The sequence below is a fragment of the Deltaproteobacteria bacterium genome (genome assembly GCA_022340465.1).
GTDB lineage: Bacteria > Desulfobacterota > Desulfobacteria > Desulfobacterales > B30-G6 > JAJDNW01.
The window spans coordinates 1-18,334 of sequence record JAJDNW010000010.1; the positions used below are offsets into that span (position 1 = coordinate 1).

Genomic DNA, 18,334 nt, shown 5'->3' on the forward strand with positions numbered 1-18,334 from the left:
CCTATTGTTTCTTTACGTACAGCCAAATTTAAATTCGAATTCCCCGCTTCTTGCAGCGCGGTATGAATTTTGGTTTTTCGCATAGGAGCGACGTAGTCGCGTTTCATAAAAGACCGGGCGCCCTCCATCCGGAGGGCGCCCGGTCTTTTATTTTTATTGGCTGTAGAGCACCGCCAGAATGGTGGCTTCGCCCTTCTTGGCCTGTATCAGGTGCGGTGTGGTGGAAAGGTAGTAAACACTGTCGCCGGGTTCCAGATCGAAGGCATCGGTGCCGATCTTAAGGTTGACCACCCCCTGGAGGACGTGGATGAACTCCTCGCCCGCGTGCACGGACATCTCTTCGTCCGGGTTTTCCTTGAGTTCCACGATCAGTGCCTCCATGTGGCGTCCCTTGACGTCGGGCGCAAGGCTCATGTAGGTGTAGACCTCCTGGCTGCCTTTTTTGGCGGTTGAGCGGCTGATTTTTACCTTTTCGTTCTTGCGGGTGACCGAGTAAAGCCGGTCCCCCTGGCCCGAAACGATTCTGCCGAAGGCGCTGTCCAGGGCCTTGGACAGTTTTATGGAGGTCCCCAACTGGGGCTGGGCCCCGCCCTTTTCGATGGCCTCGAGAAAATCCACGTCGAACCCGGTCATTTTGGAAAGTTCCTCCAGGGAAAGCCCTTTTTCCTGCCTCAAAACGCTGATCCGATCGCCGACGCTTTCGACAGGGGTGTCGCCGGCCATGGAAATTTCACCGGTCAGGTCTTCAAAGTAATCCACGTTGATAGGCGGTTTGCGGTCGTTTTGTCCCATTTTCAAATCTCCTCACAGGCTTGGTGGTCCGATGATGATCGATTGTTGTGTTCTGCTTGCCTTTGCCGGTGGCAAAAAAATGTCTGCCGCTACAGGCACCTAGCCCCGATGTGCCGCGATATCACGATGCGCTGTACCTCCGAGGTGCCCTCGCCGATGTCCAGCAGTTTCTGGTCTCTGTAGAAGCGTTCCACGTCGTACTCGCGCATGAGTCCGTATCCGCCGTGGATTTGAACGGCGTGGTTGGCACAGCGGTACATCAGCTCGGAACAGTAGAGTTTGGCCATGGCGGCTTCTTTGGAAAAAGCCATGTCGTTGTCGCGCAGCCAGCAGGCCTTGTACAAAAGGAGCCGGGCGCATTCCAGTTCAACGGCCATGTCGGCCAACTTGAAAGCATTGGCCTGAAAGTTGGCTATGGGGCGTCCGAACTGCTCCCTCTCGTTGCTGTACTTCAGCGCCAGGTCGAAACACCCCTGGGCGCCTCCCAGGCCCATGGCGCCGATGGAGAGGCGGCCGCCGTCGAGGGTCTGCATCATCTGGTGAAAGCCGTGACCCCGGGTGCCCAGAAGGTTTTTCCTGGGAACCCGGCAGTCTTCGAAAAACAGCTCGCTGGTGTTGGACGCCCGCCACATCATCTTGTCGTGCATCACGCGGGCGGTATATCCCGGCGTGCCTGTTTCCACCAGGATGCAGGACAACTCGGGTTTGCCGTCTTCGCGGGTTCCGGTTTTGCACAGCACCGTCACCCCGGCCGAAATGTCGGTGGAGGCATTGGTGATGAAAATCTTGCTGCCGTTGATGACCCACTCGTCGCCGTCCAGGACGGCGGTGGTGCTCGAGTTGGCCGCATCGGAGCCCGCGTTGGGTTCGGTCAGGCCGAAACCCCACAGGGTTTCCCCGCGGCAGAGTTTGGGCAGGTACTTTTTTTTCTGTTCCTCGCTGCCGAAATAGTAAAGCGGGCCGATGCCCAGTGAGTTCCCCGCCGCGACCGTGGCGGCATGGGAGCCGTCCACCCGGGCGATCTCCTCGGTGGCGATGATGTAGGACACGTAGTCCATCCCCTGTCCGCCGTAGGCTTCGGACACGAAAATGCCGAAGAGGCCCAGTTCGGCCATTTTTTGCATGGTGTCGTAGGAAAAGGTTTCCTGCTTGTCGAGTTCGCAGGCGACCGGTTTGATTTCGTTTTCGGCAAAGCCCCTCACCGAGTCTCTCAGGATTTCTTCGTCAGTTGAAAGCGTGAACTCCATGGCGGCTCCTTATATGATGGCGGTTATCACACGGTTAGCGGTTTGGTCGTTTCGTATGGGCCCGTTCTTACGGTACGTCGATCTATTTCGAAATAATTTTATCCCAAACCTGATTCGACTTAGGTCAACGTTGCAACGCCGGGGTTTATGCCAACCATGTCATATGCATAAATGGAAATGAAGCGGTTGTCAATGACGCTCAGCACTGCGCCGGGTTCAGGCCGGGGCTTTTCAGGGCTGTTGACACAAGCGGTGCTTCAAATGCGTGTAGCGTTTCTTGACCTTGTCGTTGCCGACCCCCATGCCCATGGCCCTGCGGGTACCGATGAGCACCACCAGGCTTTTCCCCCGGGTGACGGCGGTGTAGATCAGGTTGCGCTGCAGCAGCAGGTAGTGCTGGGTGAGAACGGGCATCACCACGGCGGGGTATTCGGAACCCTGCGACTTGTGCACCGAAATGGCGTAGGCCAGGACGATTTCGTCCAGTTCGGAAAAATCGTAGGGGATCGCCACGCCGTCGAAGGCGATTACCGCCTGCTGATCCACCGGATAGATGGCGGCGATCCTGCCGATGTCGCCGTTGAAGACCATTTTGTCATAGTTGTTCTTGATCTGCATCACCTTGTCACCGATGCGAAAGGTGACGTTGCCGCGGCTGAGGCCCATGCTTTCCGGCGTCAGAGCGCTCTGCAGGGTGTGGTTCAGGTTGACCGCCCCCACAACGCCTTTGTGCATGGGCGTCAGCACCTGGATATCCTCCAAAGGGTCCAGGCCGAAACGCCGGGGAATGCGTTTAGACACCATTTCCAGAATCAAGGCCAGGACTCGGTTCGGGTCTTCCTGTTCGATAAAGTAAAAATCGCTGTGCCGGTCGTCGTCCCCGGGGGGGGAGAGGCAGGGGACCACGCCGTTGTTGATGGCGTGGGCGTTCGTGATGATTTTGCTTTCCCGGGCCTGCCGGAAAATTTCGGACAGGGTGATCACCGGGAATGCTTTCGCCCCGATAATGTCGTTGAGCACATTTCCGGCGCCCACTGAGGGCAGTTGGTTGACGTCGCCCACCAGGATCAGCGCCGCGTGATCGGGCACCGCCTTGAGCAGGTGATGCATGAGGATGGTGTCGATCATGGAGGCTTCATCGATGATCAAGAGGTCGCAGGCCAGCGGGTTGTTTTCGTTTTTCTGAAAACCGCCGTTCTGCATACTGAATTCCAGCAGGCGATGGATGGTTTTGGCCGGGTGCCCGGAGGTTTCCTGCATGCGCTTGGCTGCGCGGCCGGTGGGGGCTGCCAGCAGGGTCTCGACGCCGCACCTGGCAACGATTTTCAACAGGGCGTTGATGATGGTGGTTTTGCCGGTGCCGGGGCCGCCGGTGACGACCATGACCTTGGCCGTGAGCGCGAGGCCGACGGCCCTGGCCTGACTGCGGGCCAGGCGTATGGACAGCTTTTTTTGCACCCACGCCAATGCTTTCCCGGCATCGACCGGTTTGACGGCCCGGGGGACGCGCATCAGCCGGTCGAGTTTTTCGGCGATCCGGGTTTCGCACAGATGGTATTTGGCCAGATACACGGCCTTGTTGCGGCGCGGCCGGTTTCCTTTGGTTTGGAGCAGGTCTTCGACGACGATTTTTTCAAACGACGCCAGCACGCCCAGGGCGTGGACAAGGACGTCACGGTCGACTTTCAGCATATCGCCGCACCGCCGGACCAGCTTTTCATAGGGGTAGTAGACATGCCCCTCGTCGGCGAGTTTGTGCAGCACATAGAGGATGCCGGCTTCGGCTCTCTGGGGTGAATCCTTGGGAAAACCCATTTTTTCGGCGATGCCGTCGGCGATGACAAAGCCGATGCCGAAGATGTCCATGGCCAGGCGGAAGGGATTCTCCCTGACCACGCTGATGGAGCGGTCGCCGTAGTGTTTGAAAATTTTAGTGGCGTAGCCGGAGCTGACCCCGTGGGACTGCAGGAAGAGCATGACGTCACGAATTTCCTTCTGATCCTGCCAGGCCTTGCGAATCATGGCGATACGCTTTTTGCCGATGCCGTCGACGCCGGCAAGCCTTTCGGCCTGGTGTTCGATGACGTCGAGGGTGTCCTTGCCGAACTTTCTTACGATGCGGTCGGCCATTTTGGGTCCCAGCCCCTTGATGAGTCCGGATCCCAGATATTTCCGGATACCATAGACCGTGGCCGGCACGGTGGTTTTGTAGCTCGTGACTTTGAACTGTTCGCCGTAGGAGGGGTGACGGGTCCACTCCCCGGTCATTTTCAGGATTTCACCGGGGGTCGGGGAGATCATGCTGCCCACAACGGTTACCAGGTCACGCTGGCCAAACACCTTGACCCTGGCAACGGTGTAGCCCGTTTCCTCACTGGTGTAGGTGATTCTTTCAATCTGGCCGGTTAGGTCCATAGTAATGCGTTTTACGTTTTAGGTGTTAGCTCTTATGCGGCTTACAGGGCTTGGCTTCAAATGGCCGGCAGGCACCCGGGTATGCTGTCGGCCGCTTGTTTCAAATTGACACTTACCACTTAAAACATAAAACCTAAAACGGCTATTGTGTCAACATATAGTGTTTTTTTATTGACAATTGCCCCATATATTGAGCATTATGGGATGCAATCAGGGAAATAAATTTAGACGCGGCATCAAAAGACCCACGCACATGAACCGCAGAAGTTTCATTTGGAAAGGTTTGCTGGCCCTGGGTGGATTTTTATCCGGTTACGGTGGATTGGGCTCGGTGCCGGCCGGGGCTGCTTCCCTCACCGGGCGTTGCACCGGAGGGCGGAACCGCCGGTCGCGCATGGCCCTGATCATCGACGACATCGGCCAAAGCCGTGCCCGCGCCCGCCAATTTCTCGATCTCGACGTTGTGCTGACCTTCTCCATTCTGCCGCATCTGCCCTATTCGGACCAACTGGCCCGCGAAATGCACGGGATCGGATACGAGGTCATGCTCCATCAGCCCATGGAACCCTACAGCGCTGCCTGCGACCCCGGACCCGGGGCTCTGTTTGTCGGTGACGGCAGCCGGCGGATAGCGCGGGTCATGGAAGGGAACATTCGCACGCTGCCACAAGCGGTCGGTGTCAACAATCACATGGGATCGCGGTTTACGGAAAGCGCTGAAGATATAGGCGCCGCACTGAAGATCGTCAAAAAGAACGGGCTGTTTTTCGTGGACAGCTGCACCACGAATCACTCCAAAGCGCGCGCCATGGCCAGATCCTTCGATATCCCCGCCCTGTCCCGGCGCGTTTTCCTGGACAACGTCCGGGAGGAGTCGGCAGTGCTGCGGGAACTGTACCGGGTCAAACGGCACGCTCTCCGCAAGGGGCGGGTCGTCGCTATCGGTCACCCCTTTCCCGAAACCGCCCGGGCTATCCGGCGTTTTGCCATGGATGCCGACAACACCGATATCCGGCTGGTGAGTGTTTCGGGCCTGATGCAATCCCCCTGACATCGAGCCGCCGCCGTGGGCGCTGTCCGGCGCACCGGCTTACCTCACCGGTGCAACGCCGAGGCCTATTGGTGGGCCTTGCGAATTTCGGCTTCGATCATCTGCTGAAGACTCTGCATGCCGCGGTTTTTCACCCGCTTGCCATTTAAAAAAACGGTCGGTGTGCCGCGCACGTCCGCGGTTCGGCCGTTGTTTAGATCCCTGGAAATCAACGCGGCGATTTCCGGCGATTTTCTGTCGGCTTCGAATTTAATAAGGTCCAGGTTGAGTTCCGTGGCGATTTCCTTCAGTTTTTCTTCATTCAGAGATCTGAAGTTTTTAAAAAGCAAGGCATGGAATTCCGGGAATTTACCCTGCTTGTCGGCGGCCAGGGCCGCGGTGGCGGCTTGCCTGGAGAACTTGTGGCTCGACAGGGGAAACATTTTAACGACCACCCTGACATTATCGGGATATTTTTCCAGCAACTGCCGGAATAGCGCTTCGAGTCGCGCGCAGTAAGGTCACTGGTAGTCGTCGAACACTGCAAGCGTAACCGGTGCATCCGGATTGCCTATGACGGGGGAACCCTCAGTGGATATCTCGCTGACCAGGTCGATGCGAACCATTTTGACCCGTTGATCGTCTTTGCTGCTCAGAATCAGGAGATCCAGATCCTCGGCGAATGTCAGGCTGTCGAAATGGCTCCCCACTGTAATCCGGTTGACCGGTTCGTTTCCCATGTTGGAATAGACCAGTACTTGGCCGGGGGTGAGAATGAACATCAGTTTGCCGTCCGGCGATGTATCCACATCCAACGGCGGCTGTTGGAGATCGAACTGTTTCAGGGTCGTCGCTTCGATGTCGAGGGCTGCGGCGTGACCATTGGCCGTCAACAGCAACGCCGTCATTATGATCAGACAGAAGCATGGAGCGGTTTTGAATTTCAACGTATTTTCCTCCTGATTCGCGGTTAAAAGATAGCGGAGAAATCGCGTTTCACATTTCCTGCACAACAGGGAACGTTTTTATATGATAGAGGGCTGATGGGTCAAACACAAATTGTTCCATGCTTGATAATCTGGTGATTATCTATTAATATCTGCGATGCCCTTAGGCGTTTTGGCAATTGGCATATAGTGTTTGTCAGAATAGCGTTCCGTGTGCCAATCCAATGTTGAAACGGAACATATGTATGACAAATGCATATAGATGCTTAATTCAGGGACTGAACTCATGGGTTACGTGTTCGACTTCAACGATGCGGTGGCTTACGACCGGTGGGTAAACAATCCCCGCACCCACAAAACAGCGCGGCTGGAAAACCGGCTGATGACGGACATGCTGAAACCGATCAAGGGGGAAACCCTCCTGGATATCGGTTGCGGCACCGGTGCGAGTCTGCACCCCTTTCTCGAGCTCGGTTTGTCCGTGACGGGCATCGACCCCTCGCCGTACATGCTGGATGTTTCGGCGCGTAATTACGGCGATCGGGTGGACCTTTACCGGGGGATCGCCGAGGACCTGCCTTTCGAAGACAACTCTTTCAATCACGCCAGCCTGGTGACCACCCTGGAATTCGTAGACGATCCCCTCAAAGCCCTCGAAGAGGCGTGCCGGGTGGCGAAAGACAGGATCTTTGTGGGGGTGCTGAACCGCTACGCTTTCAAAGGGGTCCAGCGGCGCCTGCAGGGCATTTTCAGTCACACCATATACAACCGTGCCAGATTTTTCAGCGTTTGGGAAGTCAAGCAAATGTTCCGGGACCTGTTGGGGCGTGACATCCCCGTGTCATGGAGAACGGTAAGTCAACTTCCGGCCACAACCGGTGAGGCGGCCATGAAATTCGAGACTTCCGGCATTGTTCAACGGTTTCCATTCGGGGCTTTTGCAGGCATTGTCGTGACCCTGGTTCCCAGATTCAAAACCAGGCCCCTGATCGTCCGCCACCATGCCAAATCCGGTGCGGCGACGTGATTCGATCTGATCCTCGGAGCCGGGTCAGAGGTATTTGGTTGAACCGGTAACAGCAATGGGTCAACTCTATCGGGAGAATAAGAATGGAAGCCTATCTGTACGAAAAAATGGCTGAAGACCGCGTGCGCTGCAGCCTCTGCAGCCACCGCTGCATTGTCAAGCCGGGTGAATGCGGCCTGTGTCATGTGCGCGAAAACCGCGACGGGGTCCTGCACACAAAGGTTTACGGCAGGCTGATTGCCCGGCATGTGGATCCCATCGAGAAAAAGCCTCTGTATCATCTTTATCCCGGCAGCCAGTCTTACTCCGTGGCCACGGTTGGGTGCAATTTCCGATGCCGGTTCTGCCAGAACGCGGACATCGCCCAGATGCCTTATGAACAGGACGGCCGCATTCTGGGTGAAACCGTGACGCCCGATGCGGTTGTCCGGGCGGCACTGGCGGCAAACTGCCGGACGATCGCCTACACCTATACCGAACCCACCGTTTTTTTCGAATTTGCCTATGAAACCGCAAAACTGGCGCATGACAAGGGCCTTGCAAACGTATTCGTGAGCAACGGCTACATGACGGCCGAAGCCCTGGAGATGATCGGCCCCTATCTTACCGCGGCCAATGTCGATCTGAAGTCATTCGATGACCGTTTTTACAAGACCTACTGCGGCGCAAGGCTCCAACCGGTCCTGGACACCCTGGTGCGGATGAAGTCATCGGGCATCCTGGTGGAAGTCACCACGCTGATTATTCCGGGGCTGAACGACCAAAGGCGTGAGTTGGCATCCCTGGCGGGATTCATCGCGGAGTCGATGGGTCCGGAAACGCCCTGGCACATCAGTCGTTTTCATCCCACCTACAAGCTTACCGACCGCCCCCCGACACCGGTCGATACGCTGTTGAAAGCGCGGGAAATCGGAATGGCCGCCGGGTTGAAATATGTCTACACCGGCAATGTGCCCGGAGAGGCCTATGAGAGCACCTTCTGCCCCCAATGCGGCCAACGCATTATCGAACGCTGGGGGTTCAGCGTCCGGGATTATGCCATCGACCATGGCCGGTGCAAATTTTGCGGGGCGGCGATAGACGGGCTGGGGATCTAGCCTTCCCGCTGCTTCATATTGAAATGTCCGGAAGCATGGATCGCAAAATCGATGCTTGTCAAAACGCCCCGAATATTGAAAAATACGGTCCATGAGCCATACGAAGACGCTAGTTGAGGCTGCCGACGAGCCGCTGGTCAGCGTGATCATTCCCACCTACAACCGGGGGTGGATCCTGCGGGAGGCCGTTGAATCGGTCCTGGCCCAGGATTATGGGGCGTTGGAACTGATCGTAGTGAATGACGGGTCCACGGACGACACCGCCGTGATCCTCGAGACCTATGAAGGCATTGTCGTCGTGCATCAGGCCCGCCGGGGCGTCAGCGCCGCGCGCAACAGGGGGGTTGAGCGGGCCAGGGGCCAACTGATCGCCTTCCTCGATTCCGACGACCTGTGGCTGCCTGAAAAGCTGTCGGTCCAAACGGCCTTTTTCCGTGATCATCCGGAGACCGAGGTCTGCCAGACCCAGGAGACATGGATCCGCAACGGTCGTCGCGTCAATGCCGGCAAGCGCCATCAAAAGCCATCGGGCATGTTCTTTGCGCGCTCGCTGGAACTGTGCCTGGTGAGCCCGTCGGCCGTTATGCTGAAAAAGGGATTTTTCCGGCGCATGGGCGGGTTTGACGAGGGTCTGCCCGCCTGCGAAGACTACGACCTCTGGCTGCGCATCAACGCGCGCCACCCGATCCACCTCATCGACCGCCCCTTGGTCGTCAAAAGGGGCGGGCATGCCGACCAGCTTTCCGCGGAGCGGGGACTCGATAAATACCGGATCGCATCCATCTGCAAAATCGTCGACAGCGGCATCCTCGATGCTGAACAGAAAACGGCGGCCCTCCGCGTCCTCGCACAAAAGTGCAGGGTCTATGCAGACGGTTGCCGCAAACGCGGGCGCCTGGAGGAGGCCGCCCACTACCGTGATCTGGCCGTTAGCTATTCATAGGGTCAGCTGGTTCGTTGGGTTAGTGAGTTCATTGGGTTAGCGAAAAACTCAATGAGCAAAACAACCGAAGGGCAGGGGCGTTTTAGCCTATTAAACCTGCTGCGAATCGAAATCGCTATCGAAATCGAAACGACCCAATTCCAGTCCCGATTTCGATTTGAATGGCGCCGTTCGATAGGACGCTGCCCAGTGGCTTATCACCTGCCTGCCCCCCCCACGCCCCCCCCGGAACCATCGTTTTCCGTCCCCATCTCTTAACCCCACCGACATTTCAGTAATAATTGGTAAATTATAGTTATTTATAGAAGTATTTATTTGAATCTATGTTATTCTCATTGACATAGCGATTGTAGTCAATCATATATAATTCATGCTAACATTCCTAAATCATAGTAAATCACTTGCAAATTCATCTATACAAACAGCAAGATATAAATAACTAAAAATGATAAATAATTACAATAGTGTCGTCGAGCCGCAGCAATCCTCCCGTTTTTCTACCGCGACACCGTATTTCCGGGTCATTTTGCTTCTGTCGATCGCCCTCGTGGCGCTGCCGGCAACCGGTTGGGCGGAGCGCATCTTCTTTGCCGGGTACAAGGGCGGCTTTTACATTCGTTCGGAAGAGGAGGGGGGCATGGAGCTGCGCCTTGGCGGCGCCCTGCAGAGCGACTACCGCTGGTATGCCGAACAGGAAAGGGCGGACAACGGCTTCGACATCCGTCGCGCCCGCCTGCGATTCCGCGGACAGCTGACCCAATACCTGCGGTTCAAGATGGAATACGAGTTTCAGGGCAATGAAACCGACAACCTGGTGGACGCCTGGGTGGAGGCCGTTTTCGGCCGGCCGTCCCTGCGCTTCGGCCAGACCAAGGAGCCCTTCAGCCTGGAGTGGCAGACCCTTGACAAGGGGCTCTATTTTGCCGAAAGGTCCATGGGCTACTACCTGGGGCCCAAGCGGGACCTGGGCGTCATGCTGCACGGTTCGGTGTTCGACGAGGTTTTCACCTATGCCGGCGGCCTCTTCAACGGAGATGGCGACGATGGTTCCGTGTCCGGCCCGGAGGAAGACGTGCCCGAGGCGGCCGGCCGGCTGGTGTTCAGCCCCTTCCGGCGATCGTCCCTGAGCTGGCTCAACCAGTTCCAGGTGGGCGCTTCGGCCACCTATGCCCAGATCGATCCCATCAATGTCAATCTTTCCGTTAAGAGCACGGGCATGGTGGGGAGCCTGCGAACGCTTTATCTGTTGACCCACAACACGAAATACGGGGTGATCCAGGACGTGGGGGACCGCAAGCGCATGGGCCTGGAAGCGGCCTGGGCTCTGGGTCCCCTGATTTTTCAGGGGGAGTACGTGCGCCTGTTGTACACGGACCTGGAGGCCAGCGGTGAAAATCCCGAGGACGCCTCCTTGTTGACCTGGTATGCCAGCGCCATGTGGTGTCTGACCGGCGAGCGGCCGCTGTTGTCCGGCGGCCGGGTCAAGCCCATCTACCCCTTGCGGTTTTTCAATCCGGCCGAGGGCACCTGGGGGGCGCTGTGCCTGGCGGCCCGCTACGAACACTTCTCCGGCGACCCGGACTGGATCAACCCGGACTCGTACGTGTCGGTGGAAGAAGCCGACGCATACAGCCTGGCCCTGAACTGGGTGCTTTACCCCATGGCCCGGATCGTACTGGATTTTAGCCACACCGATTTTTCGGACCCCATCCGCTCGCGGGTCCTGACGACCGGATCGGTCGAATATATCGACGAGGAGAATGTCGTAACCCTGAGATTCAGCATCGATTTTTGAGGAGGGAAAGATGAAAAGGAACGTAATGATTTTTGGCTTGTTGTTGGTGATTTGCGTGTGCTGGGGGGTGGAGGCTTTTGCCGCCTACCACCATGAAGGGGAAAGCGACAGCGATAATTTTCTGACCGCCTATCCGTCCAAGCTGGGCACCAAGCTGGACAGCTGCAACCTGTGTCACAAGGGCGGCGAGTATGTGAACGAAAAGGACAAACTCGTTTATGGCGGCTCCTGCCAGTACTGCCACGGGACCTACGGATATGATGGCCACGGTGACATCGAAGCGACCCTGAACGCCTACGGCGTGGCTTACAAGGTGTCTTACGGGGTTAACGGCAGAAACGCCACTGCCGTAAAAGCCATCAATACCGCTGACAGCGACGAAGACGGCTACACCAACGCCGCTGAGATCGCGGCCAACACCTATCCCGGCAATGCCGATGACTATCCCGGCTTGACGCAGGCTCCCTACCGGATCTACACCATGGGGCAGCTCGAGGCCCTGGGCGCGCACACCCAGTTCATGCTTATGAACACCTCCCGGTCCGGAGACTTTTACGCCGAGTACACGGGCGTGCCCATGAGAACCCTGCTGGACGATGCCGGCATTCTGGAAGGAGCCACCGGGATCTGGGTGTATGCACCGGACGGCTGGGGGCAGACCCATCCCCTGGATTATGTGGAAGACGTGGAATACTACCATGTATACGGCAACATGCCCGGGGAATCCTACCAGTATCCCCCGGCCACCTACTACTGGGATGAAATGGCGGACATCGCCTTGAACCCCGACAGCGGCTGGTGCGACTACAGCGCGCCTTCCTGCACCGGGCGGTCCCCCGGATCCAGCATTGCCGTCTCCGGTGGGTTGAAAGCGATCCTGGCCTACAAGCGTGAAGGGGCCTACATGGATGCCGGGGTGCTGAACGATGAGAACAGCCTGGACGGCGAAGGGCCCTTTCGGGTGGTGGTGCCCCAGAAGGATCCCAACGCTCCGGACCAGTCCAGCAAATCGGGCGATCAGGACGTCAAATGGCCCTATGTAGAAGCATGGGATCACAATGCCGGCTCCTGTTCCCGTTCGGCCACCATCATCAAGGTGGAGCCGCTGCCTGAGGGAATGACCGACATCGACATCTACGAAGCGGGGTGGGCCTATGTGGACCAGAAAAAGATCATCGTGTACGGCGCCATCGACGGCACGGATTCCAACGGCAACGGCATTCTGGACAGCGAGGAGGGGACCGATGCCACCAAGGACTTCGACGGTGACGGCACGCCCGACTACCAGGACAGCGACACCGCCTCGGTGCGTCATCCCAACGGCGTGGAGAATGTGCTGCTGCACACGTCGGACGGCAACCTGGCCGCCGTGTCCTGCGTGGCGGACGACGACCCCTCGGTACCCCAGACCGGCAAACCGGATCAAACGTTTCCCTATGGCCTCAACAAGTTTCAGATCACGGATTTGACCCCCGGGGCTACGGTCACGTTGCAGATCCAGTTTCCGGCGGCCGTGCCGACCACGGCCAAGTACTACAAGGTCAATGCCCTGGGGACGTGGATCGAGGTGCCTTTCGGCAGCAATGACGGGGATGCCCTCATCAGTCTGACCCTGACCGACGGCGACGCGGCGACCGACGGCGATAACGCGGCCGACGGCACCATCACGGATCCGGGAGGCATCGCCACGCTGTCGACGAGCGATAGTTCAGAAAGCAGCTCATCGTCGGACGACAACTTCTGCTTTATCTCCAGCATGTTCTAAAGTAGAGCTTGAACCGAGATAGCGAGCGCATTCCCTGCAGCTTGCTGCAGGGTAAGCGAGCGAATCATAATTGATAGAATTCCTTACGGTGACGATTCCCCTTAAGCTTGCTGCGGGGAATCGTCAATTCCTCCGTCTTTGGGCGGGGGAAATTCAGACTATATCCACTTGACCCGGTCGGGACGGTAGCAAACGGTGATCGTCTCGCCCGGGTAGATGCTTTTCCGGGTGTGTCGGCCCCTGTCCGGCTCGGCGGCCAGGCGCAGGGTGAAAGGGTGGCCGCCGACGATGATGGTGGCGAACACCCGGCCGGTCCTTTTTTCCAGGCTGAGACGTGAAACCGTGCCGTGGAGGAGATGACAATTTTTTCCTGCGCTGACTGCCGGCAACAGGTCGATGACGGCGGCCGCGTCCGGGGCGGGCGGCGGCGGGGCGACCAGCTGTTGCCCGTCGGCCAGAACCTTGCCCCACTGTCCCGTTTCCAAATGCCGCCAGGGGCCGAAAATGACGCTTTCGCGGCCGGTTCCGAAGATGCGGCCCTTGAACAGGTGCAGCACTTCGTCGCAAATCTCTAGCAGCCACTGCCAGTCATGGCTGGCGATGATCAGGGTGGTGTCCGATTCCTGCCGGGCCTTCAGGGCCGCCTCCTTGATGAGCTGGGCGCTGGCGGCATCCACGCTGGCGGTCGGTTCGTCCAGCAGAAGGACTTCGGGTTCCAGCGCCAATCTTGCGGCCAGGGCGACGCGCTGTGTTTCACCACCCGAAAGCGCATACCACGGTCGCCTGAGCATCTCTTTCCCGTCCAGCCCCACCATGGCCAGCACCCGGTTGGCCGTTTCGACCGCCGAACCGCCGTTGCCTCTTAATTTCAGACCGTAGGCCACATTCCTGAAAACGCTGCGCTTCATCAGAAAAGGCTCCTGTGGCAGCAGGGTGATGCGAAACCTGGCAGCGCGGGAAAACGGCTCGACCCGGCGGCCGCGGAACCGGATGTCGCCCCGGGTCGGTTTTTCGATCAGGCCCAGCATTTTCAGAAGCGTGCTCTTCCCGCTGCCGTTCGGCCCGATGAGCCCAACGATGGATGCCGCTTGGATGGCGAGACGGTCGATGGCGAGAACGGTTTTGCCGCCGTAGGCGTGTTTCAAGGCGTCGATTTCGAAAATAGGGGCGGCCACGTCAATACCTCCGCCGCAAAAATGACACGGAGATGTTGACCAGAAAGGCGATCGCCAGGAGAACCAGGCCCAGGGCGACGCCCATGCCGAATTGGCCCTTGTTGGTCTCCAAGGCGATGGCGGTGGTGATGGTGCGCGTGTGCCACTTGATGTTGCCGCCGACCATCATGGAAATGCCCACTTCGGTCATCACCCTGCCATAAGCGGCGATCCCTCCGGCCAGCAGGCCATGGCGGGCCTCCCACAGGCTGGTCAGGAAGAGCTGCCGCCGGCCGGCGCCCATGGAGACGATGGCCGTGCGCAGTTTACGGTCCATGCTTTCCACGGCCGTGGCACTCAGGCCGATGACGATGGGCAGGGCCAGGATGGTTTGGCCGATGGCGATGCCCGGCAGGCTGAACAACAACCTAAAATTTCCGAGTGGTCCCCGGTTGGTCAGAAAGGCGTAGACGATGAGGCCGATGAAGACGGTGGGCAGGGCCATCAGGGTGTCGACGACGGTCCGGATCGATTTTTTCCCCCTAAAGTCGAAATACCCCAGGCAGAAACCAAGGGGAATGCCCGCGACCAGGCTGCAGCCGATGGAGTAGCTCGAAACGGCCACCGTCACCCGGATGGCTGAATAGGTCTCCGCATCGCCCCCCAGCAGCAGGCGTACGGCCTGTATGAATCCGTCTATGATAAATTGCATGACACGGTAACCTAAATTGAGCCATTTTCGGGTTTGCCGCAGATGCAAGGAAAATGTTATCCCGCTATAGTGGCCTATGCGCGATGACATTTGACACCGCAGGTGCGGTGAGCCCGGAAATCCCGGAGGGTTTCAAATTTTAGAATTCAAATAGATTTAATCCATTGAAAATGTTTTTATTTTGTCCATTCTTAAAATTTGAAACGCTCAACTTAGCTGTAAGTCTTGGTGCCCGGTCGTTGGTGCCCGGCCCCTAAGAATTATTTGGCGTTGGGGGTAAACAGAGGTTTGCCCAACAGTTTGAAATCCTTGATCAGCTTCTGGGCCTCGGCCCCGGCAACCCAGTCGATGAATTTTTTGGCCAGGTCGTATTTTGCCTGTGAGCAATGCGCCGTGTCGATGGCGATCACACTGTACTGGTTCAGCAGGACGGCGTCGCCTTCCACCAGAATCTTTAGGGGGGGCTTGCCGTTCATGTTGGCTTCGTACTTGATGTAGGTGCCCCGGTCGGTCATGGTGTAGCCGTTGCGCTCGGCCGCGATGTTGATGGTGGCCAGCATGCCCTGTCCGGTCTGCACATACCATTTTTCCTTTTCCGGAACCGGCAGCCCGGCGGCTTTCCAGAGGGCTATCTCCTTTTTGTTGGTCCCCGAGTTGTCGCCCCGGCTGATAAAGGGCGCTTGATCGGCCTTGATTTTCTTTAGGGCATCCGCAATGGGCCTGCCTTTGATGCCGGCTTTGTCCGCGGCCGGACCGATGATGACGAAGTCGTTGTACATGATCTCCGTACGATCGGTGCCGAAGCCGGCGTCGACGAATTTCTTTTCGGCCGGCGGCGCATGGACCATCAGGATGTCCACGTCGCAGTTTTCACCGAGCTTGAGGGCTTTGCCGGTGCCGGTGGCGGTCCACTTGACCTCGATGCCGGTGGCGTCCTTGAATTTCGGCATCAGGTAATCCAAAAGGCCCGTGTTGTCCGTGCTGGTGGTGGTGGCCATCACCAGGGTGTCGGCTGCGAAGACGCCCGCCGGGGCCACACAAAGCATTATGATCAGTAAAATCGAGACGATTCGTGCTGGCTGCATGTCGCACTCCTTTTCTGGTTTGGTGAAATCGGTTTGTCGTCAACCTGTACTCAGACCTATTGCCATTGGTTGATCTTGTCAATCTTTTTTAGACTAAAACGATATGGTTAAAGACAGTGACCGGGAATAACAAAAAATTACCGTACAAACCAACCGACCGACGCCTGAGGATCACCGGCCCGGGACAGGCGTCCCGGCAGCCGACTCTCGGAATGAATGGGGGATGCACGTTTCCCTGTCAATGGAAAAAATCTTTGTGATCTTTGTGCCTTTGTGGTTAAGATCATGGCGTTTTTCGATCTATTGAAATTCTGATCCTTTGGGGTGGAACCAGTGCCGGGTCTTACGGGCCCGGGTATCTACAATGATCTGGGCATAACGTGCCGAGGAGGGACGATGAAGGTTGACGGCAAACAGATGCGGCCGATCTGGCTGGGCCAGGACGGCCAGACGGTACAAGTGATCGACCAGCGGCAATTGCCCCACGACTTGGTGGTTCTGGATCTGACCGCGGTGGACGATGTCATCATGGCCATTAAGGAGATGGTCGTGCGGGGAGCGCCGTTGATCGGCGTCACGGCGGCATACGGCGTTCTGGTGGCGGCGCTCGATGCAGCGCCCCGGTCCGACGCCGCCGCATTTTTTTTTCAGGAGTGCGAGCGCATCAAGGCCGCCAGACCGACGGCCATCAACCTCATCTGGGGGGTCGAGCGTACGGTTGCCGCCGTCCGGGACGCTTGCGGCGATGAGCTCGAGATCGACGCGAAAACCATCGCCGCCGCCCGGTCGGAGGCCGGGCGCATCGCCGAGGAGGAGGCCGAGAATTGCCGCATGATCGGTGAGCACGGTGTGGCCGTCGTGGAAGGGATCGCCCGGCAGAAGGGGGGACGCACCGTCAACATTCTCACCCACTGCAACGCCGGCTGGTTGGCCTGCGTCGAATACGGGACGGCAACCGCCCCCATGTATGCGGCATTTGACAGGGGAGTGGACATCCACGTCTGGGTGGACGAGACCCGGCCCCTGAACCAGGGGGCCCGGTTGACGGCCTGGGAATTGGGCAGGCACGGGATCGACCACACGATCATCACCGACAATGCTGGCGGGCATTTGATGCAGCACGGCATGGTGGACCTGGTGATCGTGGGCACGGACCGCACGACCCACACGGGTGATGTGGCCAACAAAATCGGCACCTATCTCAAGGCGCTGGCCGCCCGCGACAACCAGGTCCCGTTTTATGTCGCCCTGCCGTCGAGCACCTTCGACTGGCGTCTCAACAACGGGATAAAGGATATACCCATCGAGGAAAGGAATCCCGACGAGGTGCGCTATGTTCAGGGACTGGTCAACGGCACCATCGGCAGGGTGATGATCGCTCCCGAAGAAAGCCGGGCCGCCAACTATGCCTTCGATGTAACCCCGGCCCGCCTGGTGACCGGATTCATCACCGAAAGGGGGGTCTGCGAAGCCGGCGAAGAAGCCATCCACGCCCTTTTTCCCGAAAAGCCCGTTGCCTGACCCCAAGCCGATTCAGGGCCGGAACGGGATTTCCCCGCGGCGGGGGGCTCTACCCTTGATATGGGTGATAGGCGCGTGGATTTATGACAACCGCTATTGACATCCCCAAACGAATGGCCTTTATTGTCCCTCATGCTGACAGACTTGGAAAAAAAAGTGGTTGCCGCTGTCCAGGGCGACCTGCCGGTCACTGCGGAACCCTATCGTGATATAGCCGACGATCTGGGGGTTTCCGAGGACACGCTGCTGAAAACCCTGAAAAGCCTCAGGGACAGGGGTATCATGCGGCGTTTCGGCGCTACGCTGCGTCATCAGAAATCCGGATTCAAGGCCAATGCCATGGTGGCCTGGCAGGTGGAAGCGGCGCGCACCGACGAGGTCGGAGAGGTATTTGCCGCTTTCGGGGAAGTTTCCCACTGTTATCAAAGGAGCCCGGCCGAAGACTGGCCTTATAACCTGTATACCATGGTGCATGCTGTCGATGAGGACGAGTGCCGCGCGACAGCGGCGCGCATGGCCGAAAAGGCGGCGGTGCCGGTGTACACGCTGCTGTTCAGCCGCCAGGAGCTGAAAAAGACATCCATGCAATATTTCGTATAACACCGCGGGCCGCACCGAGCGTTTTAAGCGATGGGTGCGGCCCGCGGTGTTATTATTCCCCGGCAATCGTTTTGCCTTATTTTGGGTTATAGACCCGAAAAAAAATTATTGAACACTCCCCGCAGCAAGCTTAAGGGGAATCTTCACCGTAAGGGATTCTATCAATTATGATTCACTCGCTGACCCTGCAGCAAGCTGCAGGGA

16 protein-coding genes are annotated in these 18,334 nt (G+C 57.9%); 8 read left to right on the forward strand and 8 right to left on the reverse strand.

The features are described from left to right. Positions 1 to 153: 153 nt before the first annotated feature. The 3 genes from LJE94_01645 to LJE94_01655 form a co-directional block, all read right to left on the reverse strand. The gene (locus LJE94_01645; GenBank protein ID MCG6908807.1) at positions 154 to 792 is read right to left on the reverse strand and encodes an XRE family transcriptional regulator; all 639 of its coding nucleotides are present in this window, start codon (positions 790 to 792) and stop codon (positions 154 to 156) included. A gap of 89 nt (positions 793 to 881) precedes the next feature. Then, positions 882 to 2,039, reverse strand: a complete 1,158-nt coding sequence (locus tag LJE94_01650) for an acyl-CoA dehydrogenase family protein (GenBank protein ID MCG6908808.1) — start codon at positions 2,037 to 2,039, stop codon at positions 882 to 884. A gap of 231 nt (positions 2,040 to 2,270) precedes the next feature. Next, positions 2,271 to 4,454: an ATP-dependent RecD-like DNA helicase gene (locus LJE94_01655; GenBank protein MCG6908809.1), complete on the reverse strand. Its 2,184-nt coding sequence runs from the start codon at positions 4,452 to 4,454 to the stop codon at positions 2,271 to 2,273. A gap of 253 nt (positions 4,455 to 4,707) precedes the next feature. On the opposite strand from LJE94_01655, the gene LJE94_01660 reads away from it, so the two are divergent. Next, the gene (locus tag LJE94_01660) at positions 4,708 to 5,505 is read left to right on the forward strand and encodes a divergent polysaccharide deacetylase family protein (GenBank protein MCG6908810.1); all 798 of its coding nucleotides are present in this window, start codon (positions 4,708 to 4,710) and stop codon (positions 5,503 to 5,505) included. 65 nt (positions 5,506 to 5,570) lie between these two features. Here the strand turns inward: LJE94_01660 and LJE94_01665 are convergent, their stop codons facing one another. Both LJE94_01665 and LJE94_01670 read right to left on the reverse strand, forming a co-directional pair. Next, entirely contained in the window at positions 5,571 to 5,969 is a 399-nt protein-coding gene (locus tag LJE94_01665; protein ID MCG6908811.1) for a thioredoxin domain-containing protein, read from the reverse strand. Positions 5,970 to 6,005: 36 nt separating this feature from the next. Further along, the gene (locus LJE94_01670; protein ID MCG6908812.1) at positions 6,006 to 6,431 is read right to left on the reverse strand and encodes a DsbA family protein; all 426 of its coding nucleotides are present in this window, start codon (positions 6,429 to 6,431) and stop codon (positions 6,006 to 6,008) included. A 286-nt stretch (positions 6,432 to 6,717) separates the two neighbouring features. On the opposite strand from LJE94_01670, the gene LJE94_01675 reads away from it, so the two are divergent. The 5 genes from LJE94_01675 (at position 6,718) to LJE94_01695 (ending at position 13,058) form a co-directional block, all read left to right on the forward strand. Further along, positions 6,718 to 7,458 carry a methyltransferase domain-containing protein gene (locus tag LJE94_01675; protein MCG6908813.1) on the forward strand — a complete coding sequence of 247 codons (741 nt, stop codon included), beginning with the start codon at positions 6,718 to 6,720 and terminating at the stop codon, positions 7,456 to 7,458. An 83-nt stretch (positions 7,459 to 7,541) separates the two neighbouring features. Beyond that, complete coding sequence (gene amrS, locus LJE94_01680; GenBank protein MCG6908814.1) at positions 7,542 to 8,555, forward strand: AmmeMemoRadiSam system radical SAM enzyme; 1,014 nt, start codon at positions 7,542 to 7,544, stop codon at positions 8,553 to 8,555. A 91-nt stretch (positions 8,556 to 8,646) separates the two neighbouring features. Next, positions 8,647 to 9,498 carry a glycosyltransferase gene (locus LJE94_01685; GenBank protein MCG6908815.1) on the forward strand — a complete coding sequence of 284 codons (852 nt, stop codon included), beginning with the start codon at positions 8,647 to 8,649 and terminating at the stop codon, positions 9,496 to 9,498. Positions 9,499 to 9,943: 445 nt separating this feature from the next. Continuing rightward, on the forward strand, positions 9,944 to 11,293 hold the full coding sequence (locus LJE94_01690; GenBank protein ID MCG6908816.1) for an OprO/OprP family phosphate-selective porin: 1,350 nt from the start codon (positions 9,944 to 9,946) through the stop codon (positions 11,291 to 11,293). 10 nt (positions 11,294 to 11,303) lie between these two features. Further along, positions 11,304 to 13,058 (forward strand): hypothetical protein, encoded by a 1,755-nt coding sequence (locus tag LJE94_01695; protein ID MCG6908817.1) that lies wholly within the window; start codon positions 11,304 to 11,306, stop codon positions 13,056 to 13,058. A gap of 158 nt (positions 13,059 to 13,216) precedes the next feature. Here the strand turns inward: LJE94_01695 and LJE94_01700 are convergent, their stop codons facing one another. The 3 genes from LJE94_01700 to LJE94_01710 all read right to left on the reverse strand — a co-directional run bounded on the left by LJE94_01700 (position 13,217) and on the right by LJE94_01710 (position 16,009). Then, positions 13,217 to 14,233, reverse strand: a complete 1,017-nt coding sequence (locus LJE94_01700; protein MCG6908818.1) for an energy-coupling factor ABC transporter ATP-binding protein — start codon at positions 14,231 to 14,233, stop codon at positions 13,217 to 13,219. Between the two features lies 1 nt (position 14,234). Next, entirely contained in the window at positions 14,235 to 14,924 is a 690-nt protein-coding gene (locus tag LJE94_01705) for an ABC transporter permease (GenBank protein MCG6908819.1), read from the reverse strand. Positions 14,925 to 15,184: 260 nt separating this feature from the next. Continuing rightward, positions 15,185 to 16,009: a substrate-binding domain-containing protein gene (locus tag LJE94_01710; protein MCG6908820.1), complete on the reverse strand. Its 825-nt coding sequence runs from the start codon at positions 16,007 to 16,009 to the stop codon at positions 15,185 to 15,187. Positions 16,010 to 16,405: 396 nt separating this feature from the next. Here LJE94_01710 and mtnA point away from each other — a divergent pair, with 396 nt between their 5' ends. Beyond that, positions 16,406 to 17,530 carry an S-methyl-5-thioribose-1-phosphate isomerase gene (mtnA, locus tag LJE94_01715; GenBank protein ID MCG6908821.1) on the forward strand — a complete coding sequence of 375 codons (1,125 nt, stop codon included), beginning with the start codon at positions 16,406 to 16,408 and terminating at the stop codon, positions 17,528 to 17,530. Between the two features lie 132 nt (positions 17,531 to 17,662). Continuing rightward, on the forward strand, positions 17,663 to 18,130 hold the full coding sequence (locus LJE94_01720) for an Lrp/AsnC family transcriptional regulator (GenBank protein ID MCG6908822.1): 468 nt from the start codon (positions 17,663 to 17,665) through the stop codon (positions 18,128 to 18,130). Positions 18,131 to 18,334: the final 204 nt, after the last annotated feature.

Bases quoted from the DNA above. Each gene is read 5' to 3' on its own strand.
- LJE94_01645 (MCG6908807.1), bottom strand. From the start codon at position 792: ATGGGACAAAACGACCGCAAACCGCCTATCAACGTGGATTACTTTGAA.
- LJE94_01650 (MCG6908808.1), bottom strand. From the start codon at position 2,039: ATGGAGTTCACGCTTTCAACTGACGAAGAAATCCTGAGAGACTCGGTG.
- LJE94_01655 (MCG6908809.1), bottom strand. From the start codon at position 4,454: ATGGACCTAACCGGCCAGATTGAAAGAATCACCTACACCAGTGAGGAA.
- LJE94_01660 (MCG6908810.1), top strand. From the start codon at position 4,708: ATGAACCGCAGAAGTTTCATTTGGAAAGGTTTGCTGGCCCTGGGTGGA.
- LJE94_01675 (MCG6908813.1), top strand. From the start codon at position 6,718: ATGGGTTACGTGTTCGACTTCAACGATGCGGTGGCTTACGACCGGTGG.
- amrS (MCG6908814.1), top strand. From the start codon at position 7,542: ATGGAAGCCTATCTGTACGAAAAAATGGCTGAAGACCGCGTGCGCTGC.
- LJE94_01685 (MCG6908815.1), top strand. From the start codon at position 8,647: ATGAGCCATACGAAGACGCTAGTTGAGGCTGCCGACGAGCCGCTGGTC.
- LJE94_01690 (MCG6908816.1), top strand. From the start codon at position 9,944: ATGATAAATAATTACAATAGTGTCGTCGAGCCGCAGCAATCCTCCCGT.
- LJE94_01695 (MCG6908817.1), top strand. From the start codon at position 11,304: ATGAAAAGGAACGTAATGATTTTTGGCTTGTTGTTGGTGATTTGCGTG.
- LJE94_01705 (MCG6908819.1), bottom strand. From the start codon at position 14,924: ATGCAATTTATCATAGACGGATTCATACAGGCCGTACGCCTGCTGCTG.
- LJE94_01710 (MCG6908820.1), bottom strand. From the start codon at position 16,009: ATGCAGCCAGCACGAATCGTCTCGATTTTACTGATCATAATGCTTTGT.
- mtnA (MCG6908821.1), top strand. From the start codon at position 16,406: ATGAAGGTTGACGGCAAACAGATGCGGCCGATCTGGCTGGGCCAGGAC.
- LJE94_01720 (MCG6908822.1), top strand. From the start codon at position 17,663: ATGCTGACAGACTTGGAAAAAAAAGTGGTTGCCGCTGTCCAGGGCGAC.